The 21,748-nt window shown below is 40.3% G+C and carries 17 protein-coding genes; 4 read left to right on the forward strand and 13 right to left on the reverse strand.

Annotation, left to right across the window (positions count from 1 at the left end):
- Positions 1–188 precede the first annotated feature (188 nt).
- The 7 genes from ACI3K6_RS13290 to ACI3K6_RS13320 all read right to left on the reverse strand — a co-directional run bounded on the left by ACI3K6_RS13290 (position 189) and on the right by ACI3K6_RS13320 (position 7,914).
- Positions 189–824, reverse strand: coding sequence for a hypothetical protein (locus ACI3K6_RS13290; protein WP_435555198.1), 636 nt, complete (start codon positions 822–824; stop codon positions 189–191).
- 211 nt (positions 825–1,035) lie between these two features.
- Complete coding sequence (locus tag ACI3K6_RS13295; RefSeq protein ID WP_435555199.1) at positions 1,036–2,454, reverse strand: sensor histidine kinase; 1,419 nt, start codon at positions 2,452–2,454, stop codon at positions 1,036–1,038.
- Positions 2,444–3,118 carry a response regulator transcription factor gene (locus ACI3K6_RS13300; protein WP_435555200.1) on the reverse strand — a complete coding sequence of 225 codons (675 nt, stop codon included), beginning with the start codon at positions 3,116–3,118 and terminating at the stop codon, positions 2,444–2,446. Before ACI3K6_RS13300 ends, ACI3K6_RS13295 begins: the two co-directional genes overlap by 11 nt.
- A gap of 120 nt (positions 3,119–3,238) precedes the next feature.
- Positions 3,239–4,228, reverse strand: coding sequence for a LacI family DNA-binding transcriptional regulator (locus ACI3K6_RS13305; protein ID WP_435555201.1), 990 nt, complete (start codon positions 4,226–4,228; stop codon positions 3,239–3,241).
- Between the two features lie 26 nt (positions 4,229–4,254).
- Positions 4,255–5,739, reverse strand: a complete 1,485-nt coding sequence (gene galT / locus ACI3K6_RS13310) for a UDP-glucose--hexose-1-phosphate uridylyltransferase (RefSeq protein WP_435555202.1) — start codon at positions 5,737–5,739, stop codon at positions 4,255–4,257.
- A complete protein-coding gene (gene galE, locus ACI3K6_RS13315; protein ID WP_435555203.1) occupies positions 5,732–6,733 on the reverse strand; it encodes a UDP-glucose 4-epimerase GalE in 1,002 nt (333 codons plus the stop codon). The genes galT and galE overlap by 8 nt, the downstream gene beginning before the upstream one ends.
- Positions 6,733–7,914 carry a galactokinase gene (locus ACI3K6_RS13320; RefSeq protein ID WP_435555204.1) on the reverse strand — a complete coding sequence of 394 codons (1,182 nt, stop codon included), beginning with the start codon at positions 7,912–7,914 and terminating at the stop codon, positions 6,733–6,735. Before ACI3K6_RS13320 ends, galE begins: the two co-directional genes overlap by 1 nt.
- 513 nt (positions 7,915–8,427) lie before the next feature.
- Here ACI3K6_RS13320 and ACI3K6_RS13325 point away from each other — a divergent pair.
- On the forward strand, positions 8,428–9,246 hold the full coding sequence (locus ACI3K6_RS13325; RefSeq protein WP_335479248.1) for a purine-nucleoside phosphorylase: 819 nt from the start codon (positions 8,428–8,430) through the stop codon (positions 9,244–9,246).
- Positions 9,247–9,288: 42 nt separating this feature from the next.
- Here ACI3K6_RS13325 and ACI3K6_RS13330 read toward each other — a convergent pair whose 3' ends face one another.
- The 3 genes from ACI3K6_RS13330 to ACI3K6_RS13340 form a co-directional block, all read right to left on the reverse strand.
- The gene (locus ACI3K6_RS13330) at positions 9,289–10,974 is read right to left on the reverse strand and encodes a methyl-accepting chemotaxis protein (RefSeq protein ID WP_435555205.1); all 1,686 of its coding nucleotides are present in this window, start codon (positions 10,972–10,974) and stop codon (positions 9,289–9,291) included.
- 197 nt (positions 10,975–11,171) lie between these two features.
- A complete protein-coding gene (locus ACI3K6_RS13335) occupies positions 11,172–11,711 on the reverse strand; it encodes an HD domain-containing protein (protein ID WP_435555206.1) in 540 nt (179 codons plus the stop codon).
- A gap of 49 nt (positions 11,712–11,760) precedes the next feature.
- Positions 11,761–14,949 carry a DEAD/DEAH box helicase gene (locus tag ACI3K6_RS13340; RefSeq protein ID WP_435555207.1) on the reverse strand — a complete coding sequence of 1,063 codons (3,189 nt, stop codon included), beginning with the start codon at positions 14,947–14,949 and terminating at the stop codon, positions 11,761–11,763.
- A 269-nt stretch (positions 14,950–15,218) separates the two neighbouring features.
- On the opposite strand from ACI3K6_RS13340, the gene ACI3K6_RS13345 reads away from it, so the two are divergent.
- A complete protein-coding gene (locus tag ACI3K6_RS13345; RefSeq protein WP_435555248.1) occupies positions 15,219–15,737 on the forward strand; it encodes a M15 family metallopeptidase in 519 nt (172 codons plus the stop codon).
- Positions 15,738–15,863: 126 nt separating this feature from the next.
- Here the strand turns inward: ACI3K6_RS13345 and ACI3K6_RS13350 are convergent, their stop codons facing one another.
- Positions 15,864–16,277, reverse strand: coding sequence for a YjdF family protein (locus ACI3K6_RS13350; RefSeq protein ID WP_335479237.1), 414 nt, complete (start codon positions 16,275–16,277; stop codon positions 15,864–15,866).
- A 227-nt stretch (positions 16,278–16,504) separates the two neighbouring features.
- Here ACI3K6_RS13350 and ACI3K6_RS13355 point away from each other — a divergent pair, with 227 nt between their 5' ends.
- Together ACI3K6_RS13355 and ACI3K6_RS13360 are read left to right on the forward strand one after the other, a co-directional pair.
- Positions 16,505–17,056 carry a GNAT family N-acetyltransferase gene (locus tag ACI3K6_RS13355; RefSeq protein ID WP_435555208.1) on the forward strand — a complete coding sequence of 184 codons (552 nt, stop codon included), beginning with the start codon at positions 16,505–16,507 and terminating at the stop codon, positions 17,054–17,056.
- A 211-nt stretch (positions 17,057–17,267) separates the two neighbouring features.
- Positions 17,268–18,710: a L,D-transpeptidase family protein gene (locus tag ACI3K6_RS13360; RefSeq protein ID WP_435555209.1), complete on the forward strand. Its 1,443-nt coding sequence runs from the start codon at positions 17,268–17,270 to the stop codon at positions 18,708–18,710.
- 82 nt (positions 18,711–18,792) lie between these two features.
- On the opposite strand, the gene ACI3K6_RS13365 is transcribed toward ACI3K6_RS13360, so the two are convergent.
- The gene (locus ACI3K6_RS13365; RefSeq protein ID WP_435555210.1) at positions 18,793–19,644 is read right to left on the reverse strand and encodes an MBL fold metallo-hydrolase; all 852 of its coding nucleotides are present in this window, start codon (positions 19,642–19,644) and stop codon (positions 18,793–18,795) included.
- Positions 19,645–20,298: 654 nt separating this feature from the next.
- Positions 20,299–21,741: a glycoside hydrolase family 1 protein gene (locus ACI3K6_RS13370; RefSeq protein ID WP_435555211.1), complete on the reverse strand. Its 1,443-nt coding sequence runs from the start codon at positions 21,739–21,741 to the stop codon at positions 20,299–20,301.
- Positions 21,742–21,748: the final 7 nt, after the last annotated feature.

A 21,748-nucleotide genomic window follows, 5' to 3' on the forward strand; every position in this document is an offset into this window, starting at 1 on the left:
GATCTAAACCAAAAATATATGTAACATTATACATTACATCCCAAAGCAAGTCTGTGAATATAAGTTGGTGACAGGCACCGCAAAAAGACAAAAGCGGCCAATTTGTCCACGCTACACGGACAAATTGTAATGTATTTACAAATTATGAATCCCCTGTTATTTGCAGCCGGGGGATTCGTTTTTCTTTGTTATTTTTTTATTTGAGTTTTGATGTCTCCGTATTTGTGGAGTGCATTTCTCCATAGTAGAAATCCGGTTTCCATTAATGACAAGCTTAGGCCTACCCAGGCAAATAAATAGGAGCAGGAGTAGTTTTCATATTGTAAATAGGGGTCTTTTCCTTCGATGGGGTGATTTTTCGGTGGTACTGATTTTGATTGGATTGACGTCTCATGAGGTTCCTTTGTTTCTTCTGGAACTTCTGAAACCTTGATTACATTTATCGTAGGTTCTTTTTTTTCCTGCTTATTCGATGTTTCCGTAATGTTTACAGCTACAGATTTTTTGTCCCCCACCGCCTTGTTATAGCTCACAGACATGGAATCCATGGCATCCGTGATGACCTGTATCAGTTCTCCCTCGGAAAAATCCTTAATCGAAATCCATCCACGCGCATCTACCTTATATCCTTTATCACGAATGAGTTCCGAAGACATGTATTTCCCAAGAACATAGCCATTGCCGCTTTGGTGCAATTGAGTCGCAATGACCTGTCCTTTTTTCTTACTCTCGGGATAGACAAAATTAACCCGTCCATGACTAATTTGCTTCTCCTTCAGTTTAAACGAATGAAAAATCGCCTTTTTTTCCTTCAGTGATAACATCGAACGAAATCCCCTTTCTATCCCGTTAGATTTGTTATATGTACTTATGCCAAATACTATTCTTCAAAACATAAATCTCGTCATTTACGAAACAAAATGATGATATTTATAGACTTCTCGATTCTTTTTCCTTCTCCTGCAAAAATTCTAGAAAAACAAAAAAAATAGACCGTTCTGGTCTACTTCTTTTGGCTCTGTAGATGTTTCATTGCTACGTTCCATCCTGGGCTATGAGTACCCGGGGAATTCGCACCAAGAATGTTGTTCCTTTGCCTAGTTCACTTGAAACGCGTATGCTTCCTTTATGGGTATCCACAATCCATTTTGCAATCGACAGTCCCAATCCATGACCACCCATCTGCCTGGACCGCGATTTATCCACCCGATAAAAACGTTCGAAAATCAGTGGGATATCTTCCTTCCTTATGCCGATTCCTGTATCCTTAACAGCAAAGCACAAATCTGTTCCTGCTTTTTCTAACGTGAGCAGAACCTCCCCATGGTTGGGGGTATATTTAATGGCATTATCCAACAAGATGTATAATAACTGTGATAATCGTTCCGGATCTCCTACAGCCGGCAAGCTACCCGATGACTCCAGCCTAAGCAATATTTCCTTCTCTTCCACCAGTGGCTTCACGGATTCCACGGCTTTTTCTGCATACGGATGAAAATCAAACATCTCATTTCGAACTTCAAGTGTATTCGAATCGGACCGTGCAAGGGTCAGCAGGTCACCGACCAAATTTGTCATCCTTTTGACTTCTTGTCTCATATTAAACAGCAGCCTTCCAACAAACTCTTTTTCATCAAGGTCCATCGTCATTTCCATAGCATCAATGGACGATAACAATACACTAAGAGGTGTACGGAGCTCATGAGAGGCATCCCCCACAAATTCTCGCTGTCTAGTAAAAGCTTTACTTATTGGAACCATTGCTCTTTTCGACATCACTACACTCATGTAGACGGCGACCCCGAAAAAGACAATGCCCATTATGATTAAAATCGTTAGGACCCACTGGAACAAATGGTAAGTAAAAGAAATATCTTTCCCAATATAAAGCTGGCCAATATATTGGCCTTTCACGACAATAGGCTGACTGGCAATCAATAATCGAAGATCTTCATTCTCTCCCGTGGCATGAAATTCTCCTCTGTTCATTCTCCCCATTGGTTTTTCGCTCATTTGTAGGGTTTCCCGATGCATCCCCGTCTCATTGTGATCCAGATTGGTTAGCAGACGAAGTAATTCCGGGCGTAATCGAGGATTATCTTCATTCCCCATGATCATTTCACCATTTGAGTTCACCACATAGTAAAAAAATTGATTAGCTCCAGCAAAAACCAGCTCCTGATTATCCTCTTTATTCCAGTCACTTTGATTGTTCTTTACCAAATAATTTTCTATATAATCCGATTCCTGGACCAATAATGTCCGCAATTCCTGTTCTTGATTTTTCATAATAACGAAATGTAAAACAGTATAAACAATAGCAATAAACAGAACCAAAAACAGAATGAGCAGTTCACTATAAATCCGGGTTAGCCGGCCTTGCGTTCTTCTAAAAAGATCCTTCTCAAGAGGATTCCCTATAAATAAAAGGAGATGACGCCATCTAGTTTTCAAACTTATAGCCCACCCCTCTAATACTTTGCAGGAATTCCTTGTTACTCAAGGGAACCAACTTCTTTCGAATGAGCTTGACTGTTGCATCTATGGTTTTCGGAGCAACGTCCGAATCCAATCCCCAGATTCGTTCCAAAATCAACTCGCGCGGCAATACCTGTCCCTTATTTTGCACCAATAAATCCAACAATTGAAACTCTCTTGGTGACAATTGAATTTCTTCACTTCCAAGACGAACCTGGTGGCTCATTCGCTTTAACACTAAATCTTCTATCTGAACCTCTTCTTCGATAATCGGCGCATAGTTACGGCGGGAAAGGGCTCGCAGCCGGGCTAATAGCTCGCCAACCTCAAACGGTTTTACCAGATAATCGTCCGCTCCTGAATCCAATCCCTCGATCCGGTCCTGAATAGAGTCTTTGGCCGTGAGCATCAGAATCGGACCTGAGTAACCTTGTTTTCGCAGGCGTCGGCAGACAAGGACACCATCCCCATTGGGCATCATCCAGTCCATAATAATGACATCGTAATGGGCAGCTGTTGCGTAATAAAACGCATCCTCCCCATCCGTCACCCATTCCACCTTATAACCTGCTTTCTTTTTTAACATATAGACAATTAGCTCGCCAAGTCTTGCATCATCTTCTGCTAATAAAATATTCATAGAAATAAAACTCCTTTTTGCGAGTTTAGTAGTTTCACCGAATATTTTACTTTATGATTCTTAAGGTTAACTTAATAAAAAAACAGGGAGACTATTTTGAGTCATTTCCCTGTTTTTTCTTTAAAAACTGCTATTTCTTATCATTAATTTTGTGGCTATCATAATTTTTTTAGCTGTTTTTCTGCCTTCAATTCTTTCTAGCAGTGTATCCACAGCTGTCTCCCCCATGAGCTCTGTATAAACCTTCACAGTACTTAAGGCTGGGTATACGTACTTGGAAATGCTGATATCGTTAACCCCGATAATATTGACACGGTCCGGAACGGGAATCCCTTCCTCAAGCAGAGCCCTTAACGCCCCAATCGCAATGGAATCATTGCCGGCGAAAAAAGCTGTCGGGAGGTTTTCACCTTGCTCTTGTATTGCTTTTTTCATCAGAGCATGACCGTCATGAACGGAGAAGGCCCCAATATACATAAACGATTCATGAAGGAGTCCTTTGTCGAAAAGATATCGTTTGAACGTTAGTTCTCTTGGATCTTCAATCGTAGAGGTTTTATCCATGAATACCTCTCTGCCACCGATATATCCAAGTCTCGTGTGTCCTTTTTCGATTAAATAGTCGAGTACTTTCTGCGTTGCCCTTTCAAAATCATTGACCACCGAATCAAACCGATCCTCATCCGGTGAAGTGTCAACGAAAATAATATTTTTGGTGATTCCTTGAAGCTCTCTCACCTGTCTGCTGCTAAATTTCCCAATGGCAACCAAGCCTTGAATATCATCTTCTTTTAATTCTTCGTAATTGTCCTGAAAATATCTGGAGACAAGGATCCCAAGGTGCTGACAGCGATTTTCCACTCCCAGCCGAATAGACATATAGTATAAATCCTCAAGCTCTTCTTTTTCTGTATACCATTGCAGAACCGCTATTTTCCCGTTTTCTTGCTTTCGAGCTGATTTCTTCTTATAAGATAGTTCTTCCGCTACTTCAAAAATTTTCTTTTTTGTTTCATCGCTGACCGAAAGCGTTGTGTCGTAATTCAACACGCGTGATACGGTTGCAATGGAAACACCAGCTTTTTTGGCAATGTCTTTTATAGTTGCCATTTTTTAATACCTTCAACTCCTAATCATCATAAAGAATAGATAAACCGTTTGAATCCAGCAGCGCCTTCTTCAGTCCGCTTGAATACACCGGCATCTTTTAAAACCTTTAAAAATTTCTTTCCGACTTCTTCTCTTATTAATGAAGTGACGTTAGCTTCGTTCGCAATGCCATTGTAGCATTCCTTTAATTCCTTAGCCCAATTTACATGATACTTTGCGACATCGGATTTTTTATCAAGGATAAATGCTTCCACTTCTCTAAGCTCTGACAATAAGCGTGCAGGAAGAACAGCCAAGCCCATTACCTCTATCAATCCAATATTTTCCTTCTTAATATGCTGTACATCTGAATGAGGGTGGAATATACCAAGCGGATGTTCAGCACTTGTTCGGTTATTGCGAAGCACCAGATCTAATTCAAACCTATTTCCTTTCTTTCTGGCAATCGGTGTGATCGTATTGTGGGGGGTATCTCCTGTCCATGCTAAAATATTCAATGATTCATCATTGTATTGTTTCCATTTACTTAAAATATGGGCCCCTGCTTCGACAAGCGGCTTTATTTCTGCACAAGACAAGCGAATCACCGACATTGGCCATTTGACAACGGAGCATTTGACCTTTGCGAAATCCTTCATTTCAAAGTCCCAATCATTTTCTGCCTTCGCCATGGCAAATTCATAGTGACCGCCCTGGTAATGTTCGTGAGATAATATCGAACCTCCTACAATGGGGATATCTGCATTAGATCCCAGAAAATAATGAGGAAATTGTTCAACAAAGCTTAATAACCTGTCAAACGTCATAGAGCTGATTTTCATATCAGTATGCTTTTCAGAAAGGACAATACAATGCTCATTGTAATACACATACGGCGAAAATTGTAGAAACCACTTCTCCCCAAGCAAATTCAATCGGATCATCCGATGATTGGAACGGGCCGGATGACCGACACGCCCGACATACCCCTCATTTTCAATACAAAGAAGGCATTTAGGATAGTCATTTTGCACCGCTGACCGCTCAGCTGCGATGCTTCGCGGATCCTTTTCAGGTTTTGATAGATTAATCGTTATATCCAGTGCTCCGTACTCTGTTGCTACTTTATAGTCAATATTATTTTGTATCCGCTTCATCTGAATATAGTTACTGTTTTTACTCAACTCGTAAAAATAATCCGTTGCCACTTTCGGACCCTCGTTATATTTTTCAAAAAATAGTTGGTTAACAGTTGACGGGCGGGCAATCAAACAATTCATGATTTTACTGGTGAATATTTCCCGTTCATCAAAAATATCCTCAATGATTCTCTGTTCACAGGCATAATCAACAATTTGATCTAATAGGTCTGGGATACTCTGGGATTCTTCGTTTATGTCGGATTCTTTTCTTAATCCATTCAATTGCAGAAGTCCCAATACTTGATTTTGCGCATACATTTCATCCTCTTGATCAATTAAATGAGTTCGCAGGGCTTGGTAAATGAGTTGTTGAACCAGACGATCAATCATGATTTTCACATCCATAGCCATTTGGGTTATGCTTATGCCAGTTCCAGGCATCCTTCACGATTTGCTCTATCGATGTCTTCGATGGATTCCACCCAAGCACCTGCTTTGCCTTATTCGAAGAAGCGATTAATATGCTGGGATCACCTGCGCGTCGCTCCCCGATGTTTACAGGGATATCAATGCTGGTCACCGCTTTAGCCGTCTCAACAATTTCCTTTACCGAGAATCCCTGACTGCTGCCGAGATTGAAAACATTGCTTTTTCCGCCATTTTGCAAATATTTTAGAGCTAAAATATGGGCCCCAATCAAGTCCTCCACATGGATATAATCGCGAATACAGGTACCATCTGGAGTGTCATAATCTTCACCAAAAATAGTAACGGCAGCTCTTTTTCCTAATGCCGCTTCCAGAACAACCGGAATTAAGTGCGTTTCAGGAGAATGATCTTCACCAATTTGACCATCTGTTCTTGCACCTGCCACATTAAAATAACGAAGAGCAACATGCTTTATCCCAAATGCCTTGTCACACCATGCCATCATTTTCTCCATGGCCAGCTTGGTTTCGCCATAAGTATTGGTCGGCATCGTGATTGACTCCTCTGTTATAGGAATTACTTTTTGCTCTCCATAAACAGCGGCTGTTGAAGAAAAAACAATATGTTTCACATCAAATTCCTTCATGGTTTCAAGGACAACTTGGGTTCCGTATACGTTATTGTCGTAGTATTTCAACGGTTCAACCATTGATTCTCCCACTAGTGAATTAGCCGCAAAGTGCAAAACCCCATCAATGGTTTCTTTAACAAAAACAGACTTCATGAACTCTCGGCTCCGGATATCTCCTTCATAAAAATGTGCGTTCGGATGGATCGCATTGCGGTGTCCAGTCTGTAAATTATCAATCACTACCACATCGAAACCCTGATCGATTAACTGATAAACAGCATGTGAACCAATATAACCTGCGCCGCCCAAGACAAGTATACTCATTAAACCACATCCTCCATTTCAATTTCTTTCGCCCCGTCACCAATACTTGCTACATATAAATCAGCTTTGTAACCTATTTTTTCTTGATAGACAGTTCCAACCTTTTCAATAAAAGAATCCACCGTTTCATTGGCAACAATAGCGATGGCGCAACCTCCAAAGCCTGCACCTGTCATCCTGGCACCAAGCACTCCAGGTTGCCTCCAAGCTGCCTCCACCAATGTATCAAGTTCGATTCCAGTCACTTCATAATCATCTCGCAACGAAATATGCGATTGATTCATTAACTGACCGAATACATCTAGGTTTCCAGCTTTCAGTTCTTTCAAAGCCTTTATTGTTCTAACATTTTCATAGACAGCATGCTTTGCCCGCTTGCGAACTGTTTCATTGGTTATCAGGTGTTGACTTTCATCAAATTCCTTTTCTGTTAACTGCCCAAGCGCCTCGATAGAAAATTCTTGCTGAAGCTGTTCCAATGCTTCCTCACATTCACTTCTGCGCTCATTGTATTTGGAGTCCGCAAGTTCACGGCGTTTGTTTGTATTCATGATTAAAATTTTATGATGATCAAGCTGAATGGGAGCATATTCGTAATGTAGCGTCTGACAGTCAAGCAGAATTCCAGCGTCCTTTTTTCCCATCCCTATAGCAAACTGATCCATAATTCCACTGTTTACGCCAATAAATTCATTTTCAACCTGCTTGCCCAGCTTAATCAAGTCAAGACGGGGAATCTCTAATCCAAACAATCCGTTTACCATGACACCTATCAAAAGTTCAATAGAGGCTGATGAAGAAAGTCCTGCCCCATTGGGAATATTTCCATGAATGGCGCACTCAAAGCCTCCTGGAATGTCATAGCCGGCTTCCATGATGTAACGAATCATTCCTTTTGGATAGTTAGCCCAGTTGTGCGCTTTGTCAAAACGTAAATCATTTAAGTTAAATTCAATAATCCCTTTATCAGGAAAGTTAGCAGAATATAAACGGACAAGCTGATCATCGCGTTTTCTTGAAACAGCATACGTTCCAAACGTTATTGCACATGGAAAAACATGACCACCGTTATAATCCGTGTGTTCTCCGATTAAATTAATCCTTCCCGGAGCAAAAAAAGCCTTATCTGGCAAACTATGAAAGATGTCTATAAAAGTATTGGATAGTGTTCTCGTGCTCATCAAAATTCCCTCCATCGTCTTGTATCTGGCAAAAAGATTTCTATATTCAATTTTACCTCTATAAGTAAAACACCTCAATTATTTTTACTAAAATTTTAGTTAAATTTTATAAAAATTGCACATATTGTTTTCATGTGCTTGGTTCAATCATTCACGTCTCCTTACAAAAAATTCTCATATCATATGGATTTAACATACCTCTTTCCGTTCCCCTTCGGACCGACGTTATTTTCTTAAGCTGCAGTTGGTATTTTTTGCGCTTCCTTTAACAGTACCGCTTGTTTTCGGTCAAACACATTTCATTTGTTTTATTATTTTTTAAAAAAAGAAAGTCTAATTACGTCGATGCTCTATTAATTTATCAAAATCTTTTTCCCAAAATGAATTTTAGTCTATTTACTTCGCTTTTATTATCGATTAAACTTTTACTGTAAAGTCATACATGCTTTGCCTGTTTATTAAGCACATTAAAAGATATATCGGATTATTTTTCCAACCAAGGAGGAAGTAAAGATGCATAAATTAGATGCGATTTTAGAAGCGCGCGATTTTATTATGAGTAAAACGGATCATAAGCCGACCATCGGGATGATTCTAGGGTCCGGTTTGGGCTCCATTGCAGATGATATTGAAAATCCTGTTAGAATTCCTTACAGTGAAATCCCTCACTTCGCTAAGTCAGAAGCAATAGGTCATGCGAATGAATTAGTGATTGGCCAGCTTAAGGGTAAAACCGTTGCAGCCATGAAGGGACGTTTCCATTACTATGAAGGGTATTCACTGGACGATGTTACCTTCCCAGTTCGTGTCATGAAAGCCTTGGGCATCGAAAATCTGCTCATTACCAATGCCTGTGGTGCGGTAAACAAGAGCTTTAGCCCGGGAGATTTAATGTTAATTACTGACCATCTTAATTTAGTTGGTACCAATCCATTAATCGGGCCTAATAACGATGAGTTGGGGACTCGTTTCCCTGATCTGTCACAAGCGTATAACCCACACTTGCGCAGTATTGCCGAAAAGGTGGCGAAGGAACAAAATATTTCCTTACAACAGGGAGTTTATGCATGGTGGAGCGGTCCTACCTATGAAACGCCGGCAGAGATCCGCATGATTCGTACATTAGGAGCAGATGCGGTCGGCATGTCAACCGTACCTGAAGTAATTGTTGCGACTCATAGCGGGATGAAGGTACTTGGTATTTCCTGCTTAACCAACATGGCTTCCGGCATCCTTGATCAGCCGTTAAATCATGATGAAGTAATTGAAGTAGCAGGTAAAGTACGAGCTAAATTTGTTGATTTGGTAAAAGGTGTATTAGAAGAGATTTAATTGTTAAAAAAGAACTTGGAGCAAAAGTCCAAGTTCTTTTTTTCATACCTTAAATTGGCTAATCAAATGTTGCAATCCCGCTGCCATATTAGACAAGGAACTTGCAGCAGCAGCAATTTCTCCCATGGATAGCAATTGTTCATTTGCTGATGCTGATACATTCTGAGAATAAATAGAGGTTTGATGAGAGATGTCTGATATACCTTTAATACTCACGGACACCTGTTGCGTACTTGCTGAAATTTCTTCCGCAATTGCCGCCAGCTCATTGATTTGATTAGCAAGTTGCAACAAAAAATGATAGATTTCTTTAAAACTCACTTCTGTTTGTTTAACGATTCCCAATCCATCATTTACTGCCACAGAAACTTGTTCAATGGATTGATTGGAACGCTCCATATCTTGTTGGATTTCTATGATTAAACTAGCAACCCGGGAAGAGGAGTCCTTGGACTGCTCGGCCAGTTTTCGTACTTCATCTGCGACAACCGCAAATCCCTTTCCGTGCTCGCCAGCGCGGGCGGCTTCAATAGCTGCATTCAAAGCTAACAGGTTGGTTTGCTCAGAAATACCTGAAATAATCTTAATAATGTCGCCAATTTCATTTGACCGCTTGTCCAATGATTGGATAACCTCACCGCTTTTACTGACAGTGCATCTGATTTCATTAATTTGATCGACTGTCTTTTGAACATATACTCCGCCTTCTTTAGCCTTTTCCGTGGCTTGGGTGCTAAATTGAGTCATAACCGCTGTATTGTCAGCAATTGATTTAACTCCGATTGTTACCTCTTCCAAGGCAATCGCACTTTCTTTTACACTTGCTGTCGACTGCTCGGCCCCACTTGCTACTTCCTGAATCGATGAAGTAATATTTTTAGTGGCCTTGCTCGTTAAATCCGCACTAGCCGTTAATTCTTCAGATGATGCCGCGACGACCTCTGATGTAGCAATGACTTCATTCATCATTTTCTTTAAGTTATTCGACATTTGGTTATAACTCGAGGAAAGGGTCCCTAACTCATCTTTTGAATGGTCATGAATGACTGTTGTAAAATCTCCATTCCCTGCCAACTCCAGTGCCCTGCCAATGGATGCCAGGCGTCTTCTCATTCTTTTCGTATACCAATAAACGCCAATGGAGGATATTACTATCATAATCACTAATACGGTTACAAACTTTATTAAAAACGATGATAAAATCTGATTAATAATTTTTTGAGAAGCCCCTACATAAAAAATTCCGATTACTTGCCCATTTTTATTTTTAATAGGAGCATAGGCAGTTTGATAGAGATGCCCAGCCACATCCGCTTCCCCATAATAATTCTTCGCCTGTTTTAATACTGCTGACGCAACTTCCGGTGAAGCTTGGGTTCCTGTTGCCCTTTTTCCATCTTTTAAAACATTTGTAGAAACACGGCTATCTCCTTGAAAAATTGTTACAGTGTCACCGGTATCTTTTCCAATCTCATCAACAATTTGAAAATTGTCATTCAACAAGATTTTGCCTTTGTACATCTTATTATCCTTAACGACCCAATCTCCGGGATACTTTTCGTTTATGTACTTGGTTGCCAAACGTAAATCGCCTTTGGCCTTTACAACCGCAAATTCCTTTACACCTTTTGTGATTTCAAGGTTTACTACAAAGCCAATCATGACCGAAAGTAATAATATAGAAGCTATTACCATGGCTGTTATCTTGGTGCCTAATTTTAAATTCATTATTTCCTCCTTATTTTCTATGAAAGTTTCTATACCATATTTAATATAGATAATTATAAAGTTTTAAAAATTTCTGGAAGGTTGTAAATCGTACAGAATTATGACAATGTAAACGCTTAATCTTTATCGTGTGCTCGAAATTAATTTACAAAAATAAGGCTGCCCGCTTGATGGACAACCTTAATACTTAGTTCCTATTATCGATTAAATAACCGCCCTACCGCACTCCTTAATTCCCCCAGCAACTCAAATTCGGACTGATCACCAAGGCTGTCAACCACACTTCGGTAATACCATTCCTGCTTTTCCCTACCGCGCTTAAACCGAGTCCATACTTCATCACCCATTTGTTCATAATCATCGATTATTGACCGGATATTGTGCAGTTTGTCCGCACATGCTACTGCGCGTACTTCTATAGGCGACTCCTTTAATAAATGAATCGTGTGTTGCTTTCTCTCCTCCCAAGAAAGAGATTTATCTGGCTCAGAGCAACCCTCAACTATTTTAGAAATTTCATGGCCAAATTCACGTTCAAGGTCCTCCAGGGTAATCATGGTATCCTCTACGGTATCATGTAAGATTCCTGCAGCTACGATCGCATCGTTATAACCTGCCTTCATTAAAATCATCCCAACTGCAACCGGATGAGTAATATACGGAATGTCCGTAAGTTTTCTGCGCTGATTCAAATGCGCTTTACTGGCAACCTGCAAGGCTTTTTCAATGACATTCATGGTTTTTCGCCTCCCAAAATTTTTCAAAAAAAAGCCGCCCTTAAGCAACCTAAATCATCAAAATCTCCCGTATATCCTCCTCGGTTAAGATCGCATTCATTTTTTCATCGAAATCAATTACCTCTTCGATCAGATTGCGTTTTTTCTCTTGGAGTTCGTTCATTTTTTCTTCAATGGTTCCACTGGCAATCAACTTAATGACTTCTACGGGGTTCTGCTGCCCCATCCGGTGGGCACGGTCTGCTGCCTGCTCCTCAACAGCAGGATTCCACCAGGTATCATATAAGACCACCGTATCAGCTCCCATCAGATTAAGTCCAGTACCTCCGGCCTTCAAGGAAATGAGAAATAGATCCCGCTCCCCACCATTAAATCGTTCGCAAATTTCCAACCGTTCTTCGGCTGGTGTTTGACCATCAAGATAAAAGAAAGGCAGCCCCTTTGCCGTTAATTCTCGGCCAATCAATTCAAGCATTTTGGTAAACTGGGAAAAAATTAATACTCTTCTGCCGGAAAGTCTTGATTCATCTATAATATTTAGAAGCTGTTGGAATTTGGCCGAGCTCCCTTTGTATCCATCTACAAACAATGCAGGATGGCAGCAAATCTGTCGTAGCCGGGTCAATCCTGCGAGAATGCGAATACGATTTTTTCGAATCGTCTCCTTATCCAAATGCTTCAATGTGTCGTGACGCAATTTCGCTAAATAGGCCGCATACAGTTTTTTCTGGTCAGGGAGTAATTCTACCGCTTCTAGCGACTCTATTTTTTCCGGAAGCTCTAAGAGAACATCCTCCTTCATTCTGCGCAGCATAAAAGGGCGGATTCTTCGGGCAATATGTTTTCTTTGAAGTTTGCTAAATTCCTTTAAGCCTCGGAACAGTTCCGGAAATACCACATGAAAAATGGACCATAGCTCCTCTAACGCATTCTCTACCGGGGTCCCAGTTAGGGCAAACCGATGATGTGCTTGGAGTTTCTTTACTGCTCGTGCCGTTTGGGTCAATGGATTTTTAAAGGCTTGGGCCTCATCAAAAATAACCGTATGGAAAAATGGTTTCTCAAACCAGCTCATTTCCATTCGCAATGACGGATACGAAATGATGATCACATCGACATCGGTTATGTTTTTCAATAACGAAGCCCGCTCTTTTTTAGTTCCATCAACGACAACAGCATGCACTTCTGGTGCGAATTTCTTGCATTCACTGAGCCAGTTATAGATCAGAGACGCAGGACAAACAACAAGGGCAGGCTGGTTATTTTTACGGATATCAGGAAGGACAGACACGATAAAGGCGATACTTTGAATCGTTTTCCCCAGTCCCATATCATCGGCTAAGATCCCGCCAAATCCATAGTATGCTAAGGTTTTCATCCACTTAAACCCTTGCTTTTGGTACAGTTTAAGGATCGGCTCCAAACGCTCAGGAACTTCGAAATCTAACCGTCCCGGATGGCGGAGATGGTCGAGAAACTGTACGAATGATTCCTCCAGCTTAAACATATCGTCTAATTCTACCGTATCAAGGAGTTCCAGGCACTTTTCGAACGGCAGATCTAATCCATTTGCAAGGCCCTTAGGCTGGATGTGCGGCGAATAGAGAAAACGTTGGATTTCTTCATATTCTCTTGTCTGCAGTGACAATAAAGAGCCATTCGGCAGCCGGTAATATTTGCGTTTTTCCTCTAACGCTGCCAATACATCACGAATTTCCTGTTCCGAGATTCCAACCATTTCGAATTTAAACTCCAGCCAATTGGTTCGTTCTTTTTTGACCTTTACCCTGATTTGAGGTCGAAAGTTATCCCTGGAAATTCGATTCCGTACGGCGGTGGTAGCATATACTTTAGCAAGCTTTTGCAGCTGTGGAAGAGTATTGTATAAGAATTCGTATTCTAGCTCTTCATTATGCAAAAAATATCCACCATCTGTTTTGGCAAAAGAGCTGTCCTCCATGATTTGCAGGAGCTCCTCCTCTTTCTCTACGTCCCTGATTAACAAGGTTCCAGTCGGAATTTCTCTGCTCTCAAGCGGGTTAATGATCGTATGCCCATAATGAAATTCGAGACCAGCAAGGAGGCGATTTTTAACCCTGTCTAAATAAAGCTTTGGCTCCAGAGAGGTCGTCATCCACTGCTTGGTAATAGTGTCGGAAAGCGCTACATGTCCCAGTTTTTTCAACCCCGGAACAACTTTCCCTAGAAAAAAATAAAGCTGCTCAGAGGCAATTGGAATTTGATTGGTTCCCGCTTCCAGCATTCCTTTCATCTCTAAAAACCGCCGAAAATCCTGATCTTCCAGCTGCTTTATTTTTCCACTAAATAAAACAGACCGATAGGATTCTAATATTGTCATCTCCTCAAAACCATTAACTTTCAACAAAAACCCTTTGCCAGGAGCTTCCGCAAAATCGAACAGTAGCGGCAATGTTTCCTCTGTAACGGTTAATCCAGTAAAAATTGTTCCTTCATTTTGCAGTTTTACACCCGAATTTTTTACAAGTAAATCGCGAAGCTGCTCCCATGAAGAGGCAGGAATCGGAAGAGTGCTACTGACAGGTACCTCCAAATGACCCAACGAGATTTCTCCTGCAAATGTCCTTTCATCTAGTACCACTCTAATAAGCTGTTGAATGATAGGATCAGTATCTCTCGCAAAACAGTGCAAGCTTGGATCATAGGAGAATGAATGGGAGAGTGGATACCGCTCACCCTGTCTAATTTTTATTAGAAAGGTTCGGATATCTGACACTTTAAGCGTATCTATTAGTAAATCCATTCCGATTATCTTTTGACCCTCACCGACTGTAATGGGTTTACAGACAAATTGGGCATCTAGGACTTGCCTTTTTTCAAAATGAAGCTGATACCCACTGGAACGAACGGGAGGTTCACTGAACAGGTTAACCAAGTCATCCGTAAGGTCATTATTAGAACTCGTACTAACTTTCTGTTGCCTCATCTCCAATATCGCAATTAACACAGCAGCGACATGCTGGCACTCTTTTTTAAAGGAGGCAAGCTTGGGGCAGCTGCACTCCGTTTGAATATCTCCTTGTCGATCCACTTCAATTTTTACATAAAATTCTCCTTCACCTGAAACGGTTGCATGACAACTCTCTGGGTGAATCTGTTCAAATGTCACTTTATTCCTACGGTAAAAATAATCCCCTCGTTTGAAGGAGACAGTTCCACACATTTCTTTGATAATTTTATGATTAAGCAATATGTTCAAAAAGGTTGCTCCTTCCTTCTGGATTATTTAATCTTAAGGAAATGATAATATTATGATTGTATCATAAGGAACTCCACCATAATAATGCTGGAGAACTGCCATTATTTGCACAAAAAAATATGAAACAATGAAACTTTTAAAAGCGTATTTATTAATGAACTATTATTGTATGAAAGGAATCGATTACATTGAAACGGAAGCGAAAGCTAAAAAAGAAGCGTGTTGCATCTGTTGTTTTTCTCATCGCGCTGGCCGCACTCTTTTTTGGTATGATTTATACAGGCGTTTCGGACGCTCATAAAAAAACTGAAACAGTGAAGGCAGCTCCCCTGCCAACAGGACTACATCCTACGGTAAGAGAACAAACGAATCAATTAATCCAACTGGCAGCCAAAAAAGGGATTGTCGTGGTCATTACAGATGGATTCAGAAGTTCAGAAGATCAAGACCGATTATACCAGCAAGGCAGGACAATAGAGGGTGACGTCGTTACAAATGCCAAGGGCGGCCAATCTTATCACAATTATGGACTAGCTGTAGACTTTGCATTAAAGACCAATTCGGATGAAATCATTTGGGATCGGCAATATGACGGGAATCAAAATGGCGTGGCAGATTGGTCTGAGGTCGTGAAAATAGCGAAGAATTTGGGTTTTGAATGGGGTGGCGATTGGCAAAAATTTAAAGATTATCCCCATTTGGAAATGAACTTCGGCTTTTCGATAGCCCAATTACAACAGGGACAAAGACCGCCTGAAAATGCTTCGCTGGTTGTTGATAAAAAATGAAATGCGGTGACAATAAAATATCACCGCGTTTTTTGGATCGTTACACAATTGCATCCACTATTTCTCGACTCATAAAAAAAACATTGGGCTATCAAACCCAATGTTTTTGTGGTGAAACCAAGTTGATTATCTGCCTTTGTGCTTTTGCTTTGCCTTTTGCCGCTTCAGTTCTCGTTTATATTGAACCTGCTCTAGCCTCAGCAACTTGTGTTTCTGCTGCTTTTCTTTTTTCCGTTCAGCATATTCTTCCTTGATTGCTTCCTGTGCTTTTGTGGATACACCTATTTGCCTAGTTTCCTTCGCAACTTTACGTTGAAGCCGTTTTGGATTCATTCTTTTCTGTGCAGCCTTATCGCATTTAATTCCTTTTTGTTCATGCTGCTCCATCAAAGAAAGCAATCTCTTGTCGACAAACTCCCAGACTTCTTGATCACTTGGCTCTGCTCCGAAAACAAAACGATAGGCCTTAAGACGCTCCGCAGATACCATTTCCACAACGCCAACGAAATATTGACCATCATAAAAAATGGTGAGTTTCATCCTAAACCCCTCCTCTAAACATACATGAAATGACGGACATCCCGAGGAAGGAAAGGTTACTGACAGACAAAAAACGTCTGCATCCGGACTACCAACCGGATTGTGTTTTTTCATTTCATCTTGAATTATACTGATTCTGGAAAATTTGTAAATGGGTTTATTTATTACGATCCCTTTAAAATTAGGTGGTAAAATAAAACAGATACATGATTAGGAGGTCTATTTTTATGAGAATTCCCCAAAAAGATTATCAAATTCGGAACATACACTACATAATCAGATCCGCCAAAGAGACCGATGCCATAAATTTATCTGAGGTTAGACTTAAAATCGACGGGGAAACCGAAAACCTCGACCGTGAACCAGGTGAAGCATATATAGATGAAGCCGGTTTTCAACAGCTCATTAGAAACGATACCGAGAGCGACCGAAATTTATTTTTAGTAGTAGAAGCCAATGGTAAAATTGTCGGATTTTCAAGATGTGAAGGGTACTATTTGACAAGAAAGGCCCATCAAGTAGAGTTTGGGGTAGGTGTGTTGAAGGAATATTGGGGCTATGGGATGGGGAAGAACTTATTAGCACAATCAATTCAGTGGGCTGATGCCAATCATTTTAAAAAAATGACATTAAGTGTTTTGGAAACTAACCAGAAGGCCATTACCCTTTATCAAAAGTTAGGTTTTGAAGTGGAAGGTGTGTTAAAGCAGGACAAACTTCTTTCAGACGGACATTTTTATAATACGATTTTAATGGGGAGGATTAAGGCGGATGAGTAATAATAGGTTTTTTAATCTTTTATTAAGATTCGTCATGTAAAATAAAAAATATTTTACTATACCAATGGAAATTTTATGCCAAAAAGGCTACTATAGTAATAGTGATTTTTTGAGCATTATAGAGTAAACTTATTTAGAGTTTTGGTACAATATCACTAGAATACTATATGGAAATCTGCACCAAGGTTAGTAGTCAGTCGGAGGTAAGGTTATGAGCAACGCGGAAAAGAATTCAGTTGAAGAAAATAGGCGGGCACACTCGGCCAAAAAAAAGGGTAAGAATTGGAAATACATTACGATTGGCGGTGTGACTCTTATTGCGCTCCTAGTTGGGGGAATGAGTTATTATCAGGCAACCCGGTTCAATTCACAGGTTACGATTAATAATATCAAAGTCGGTGGACTGACTGCTGATCAGGCTTTAAAGAAATTAAAAACTACTGTCTTAAAAAACGAAGTCTATGTTGGGGACCAGCAAATACTGGACGAAGCAGACACACAGTTGGGATTTTCGAATCAAGATCTGCCTGAAGTAAAGGACTTATTGAAAAAACAATGGACTTTTATTCCTACTTCTAAATTAAAAAATTATTCCCTTGTCCCTGAAAAAGCGGATCAATATCGAAGCCAAACGATGAAAAAGCTTGTTGAAGAAAAACTCCAAACATTGAATAAGAGTTTAAAAGCTCCAGTAGATGCCCAAGCTAAATTAGAACAAGGTCAAATGGTTATTTCTAAGAGCAGTGATGGAGAACAGTATGATGTCCCTAATCTATTAAAGGATTACGATCAACAGGAATTTAAAAGTGAAATTCACCTGAAACCTGTTTTCATAAAACCTGTTAAAGAGGACAGTGACATTGTAAAAAATGAACAGAATAAGTTGCAGGAAATCCTTAAACAAACGGTTGAGTATAAGGTTCAGGATAAGGTATATACGTTAAATGCCAGCGAGGTTATTAAAAATGCCTCTGTATCCAAAGAAATGAAAGTCAACATTGATCCTACTGACATCAAGAACAAAATTACCGAGGTTAATACTTCTCAGGCCACATTAAATAAACTTATCAATTTTACAACCCATTCAGGTTCGGTTATTTCCGTAAAAGCTCGCGGCTATGGCTGGGCATTGGATGTAGATAAGGAAGCAGCACTGATCCAAGGCGCCTTTGAAAAAGGAGAAAAATCCGTTACAGCGTCAAATATTTATGGCCATGGATGGGGTGGTGAAGGGATCGGTTATGAAACCACCACGAATAATGGGATTGGTGACACCTATGCGGAAGTGTCCATTAAAGAACAGCGGATTTGGATTTATAAGAACGGAAAATTGGCCGTTACCACTAATGTCGTAACGGGAAAACACAGCACGGGTGAAGATACATCTCCTGGATTGTGGTATATTCTTTACAAACGAAACCCATCCATTCTTAGAGGTACACACGTAGGAAGCGGAGCCTATGAAGTAAAAGTAAATTATTGGGCACCATTTACAAACAGCGGACAGGGATTCCACGATGCAGGCTGGCGGAAAAACTGGTCAGGCGATGCCTATCTTAACGCTGGTTCCGGCGGATGTGTGAATACGCCTTCCAGTATCATGAAAACTGTTTACGACAATCTTAGTACGTATGAACCAGTAGTCGTTTATTAATCAAAAAGGATGTCACCAATTTATTGGTGCATCCTTTTTTTATTAAAGTTAAACCTATTTTTTTTGAAAAATCTAACCGTTTTTATTTGTACCCATTAAGGAATTCCTCAATAATCTCCAACTCATCCTCATTCAGATCCCTTTTTACTTGGTCTCTATACTTTTTGATTATATGTGGTTTCTCCCCTTTACAAGATTCCGTTAACTTGGCAATTTCCCGAAGCATATAAGCCTCTTGTTGGAATTCTGCTTTCGAAATCGGCTTCCAGTGAGAGAGAACATAGTATTCTGCATCAAAAGTCTCTAACAGTTCAAGCATCTGAAGCGTTTTTTCAATGGTGTAATTTCTCTTTTCCGCATAAATGTCGGCATAGATACAGTCCCCAAGAAACAAGATTTTTTCTTCCTTTATATAGATCACCACGGAATCGGAAGCATGATCTCCTCCTACGTGTTGTAAAATGCACGTCACACCCCCGAGATCAATTTCAATTCGATTTTCAAATGATAATGTTGGTAGCGTTACGGCAATATCACGATGTGTCGAAAATTCCTTCTTTATTGCTGTGGCACAAAATTCGATTTCAGTCCCTTCTTGGACCCGTTCATCTAAAGCGGTATCTGTCCAGGAAAGGCCAATAAGCTTCTCAATTTCTTGTTTCGTTTCTTTAGAAGAAATCGAAACAGCTTCTGTTAATGCAGAAAGGCCAAAAATGTGATCCCAATGCCAATGAGTAAGGCAGACGATGTCCGGTCTTGGCACTTGTCTTTTCGTCAGTTCTGCAAGGAAGTATTCTGCATGGGCACCTGAATTCCCCGCATCAATCATCAATGTTTTTTGATCTCCAATCACCATGCCCAAAATAGGGCGATCCGTCTCCGAGACAGGAGTTATGTACCAAAACCTCTCACCGATTCTCTCTATTGATTGCATGTAAAAAGTCCCCCATCCAATATTTTCCCTTTTATTATAATATAAGCGGTGCCTGTCACCATTATTATTTTTAAAAGACCGTTACACAGTATCTTTCTTTGCCCTTTAGGCTTATATTAGTCACAACTTCGGACAAGTTCTTGGCCTTTTGAGCAACTCCTTGACTGAAGTTGGCTTATCTTCAGACACAGCCTTCCTTTTTTGACCCTGCCTTGTCTGAAGTTCACTTTTCTTCGGACAAGGCCTTGCTTTTTTGGCCCTGCCTTGTCTGAAGTTCACTTATCTTCGGACAAGGACTTGCTTTTTTGGCTCTGCCTTGTCTGAAGTTCACTTATCTTCAGACACAGCCTTCCTTTTTTGGCCCTGCCTTGTCTGAAGTTCACTTATCTTCGGACACAGCCTTCCTTTTTTGGCCCTGCCTTGTCTGAAGTTCACTTTTCTTCGGACATCCTTCCTTTTTTGGCCCTACCTTGTCTGAAGATCACTTTTCTTCGGACACAGCCTTCCTTTTTTGGCCCTGCCTTGTCTGAAGTTCACTTTTCTTCGGACACAACCTTTCTTTTTTGGCCCTGCCTTGTCTGAAGTTAATATAACTGATATTTGTTGTATAAAAAAAAGGAAATTCCCTTAAGGAATTTCCTTTTCTGAACAAGTTTATAATGTCTCACCATTAGTAGCAATAACATCTTTATACCAATAGAAGGACTTCTTACGACTTCTTTCTAATGTACCACTTCCATCATCATGCTTATCAACATAGATGAAGCCATAACGTTTCGATAATTCCCCTGTAGACGCACTGACTAAATCAATGCATCCCCAAGGTGTATAACCCATCAAATCAACACCATCTTTAATGGCTTCACCCATTGCCTCAATATGGTCTCGTAGATAATCAATACGGTAATCGTCAATAATAGAACCGTCTGTTTCCACTTTGTCATATGCGCCTAAACCATTCTCAACAATAAAAAGAGGTACCCTATATCGGTTATATAAGTTATTTAACGAAACTCTAAGTCCAGTTGGATCAATCTCCCAGCCCCAGCTTGAGCTCTTTAAAAATGGGTTCTTCACACCACCAATAATATTACCTGATGATGATTCTACTTCATTTTTTTGTTTCTTTTCAGTTCGGGACATATAATAACTAAATCCAATGTAATCAACAGGGTTCTCCTTAATTAGCTGTAAGTCTCCCTCTTGGATGTCTAGCTCAATGCCATTCTCTTCCCAATAACGTTTCGCAAAGGCAGGGTACTCGCCCCTTACTTGAACATCTCCACAATAATAGTTGAAGATTTGTTCTTCTCTGATTGCATGCATAATATTCTCAGGATTGCTATCAAACGAGTAAACAGGCGCATACACCAACATACAACCAATTTTTGAATCAGGGATGATTTCGTGACAAGCCTTTACTGCTAAACTGCTCGCTACAAATTGATGGTGCAATCCTTGAAAGCTTTCTTGTAGACGGGCTTCCTCACTAGAGGCTGAAAATCCAAGACCAAATAGAGGGAAGTGGGTAGCACCATTTATTTCGTTGAATGTCATCCAGTATTTGACTTTATCTTTGTATCGAGTAAAAAGAGTTCTCGCGTATCTTTCAAAATACTCGACCAGTTTACGATTCTTCCATGCGCCATATTCTTTGATGAGATGCAGAGGTGTTTCATAGTGAGAAATTGTTACAACTGGCTCAATACCGTGCTTAAGCAGTTCATCAAACACCCTGTCATAAAATGCTAATCCTTCTTCATTTGGCGATAATTCATCACCATTTGGGAAAATACGAGACCAAGCAATGGACATACGGAAAACTTTAAAACCCATCTCCGCAAACAAAGCAATATCTTCCTTATATCGGTGATAAAAATCAATTCCTTCATGATTAGGGTAATGATATTTACTGTGGTCGATTTCGTAATCAAACCCTGGCTTAGATAAGATTTCTAGGCGAATTTTTCCCCCAGGAAGAACATCTGCTAGGTTTAAACCCTTTCCGCCTTCCTTGTAAGCCCCTTCTAACTGGTTGGCAGCTGTTGCACCGCCCCATAAAAAACCTTCTGGGAATCTAGTACTATTTTGTGTCATTGTTTTT

The organism is Neobacillus solisequens (assembly GCF_051233465.1).
Taxonomy (GTDB): domain Bacteria; phylum Bacillota; class Bacilli; order Bacillales; family Cytobacillaceae; genus Neobacillus.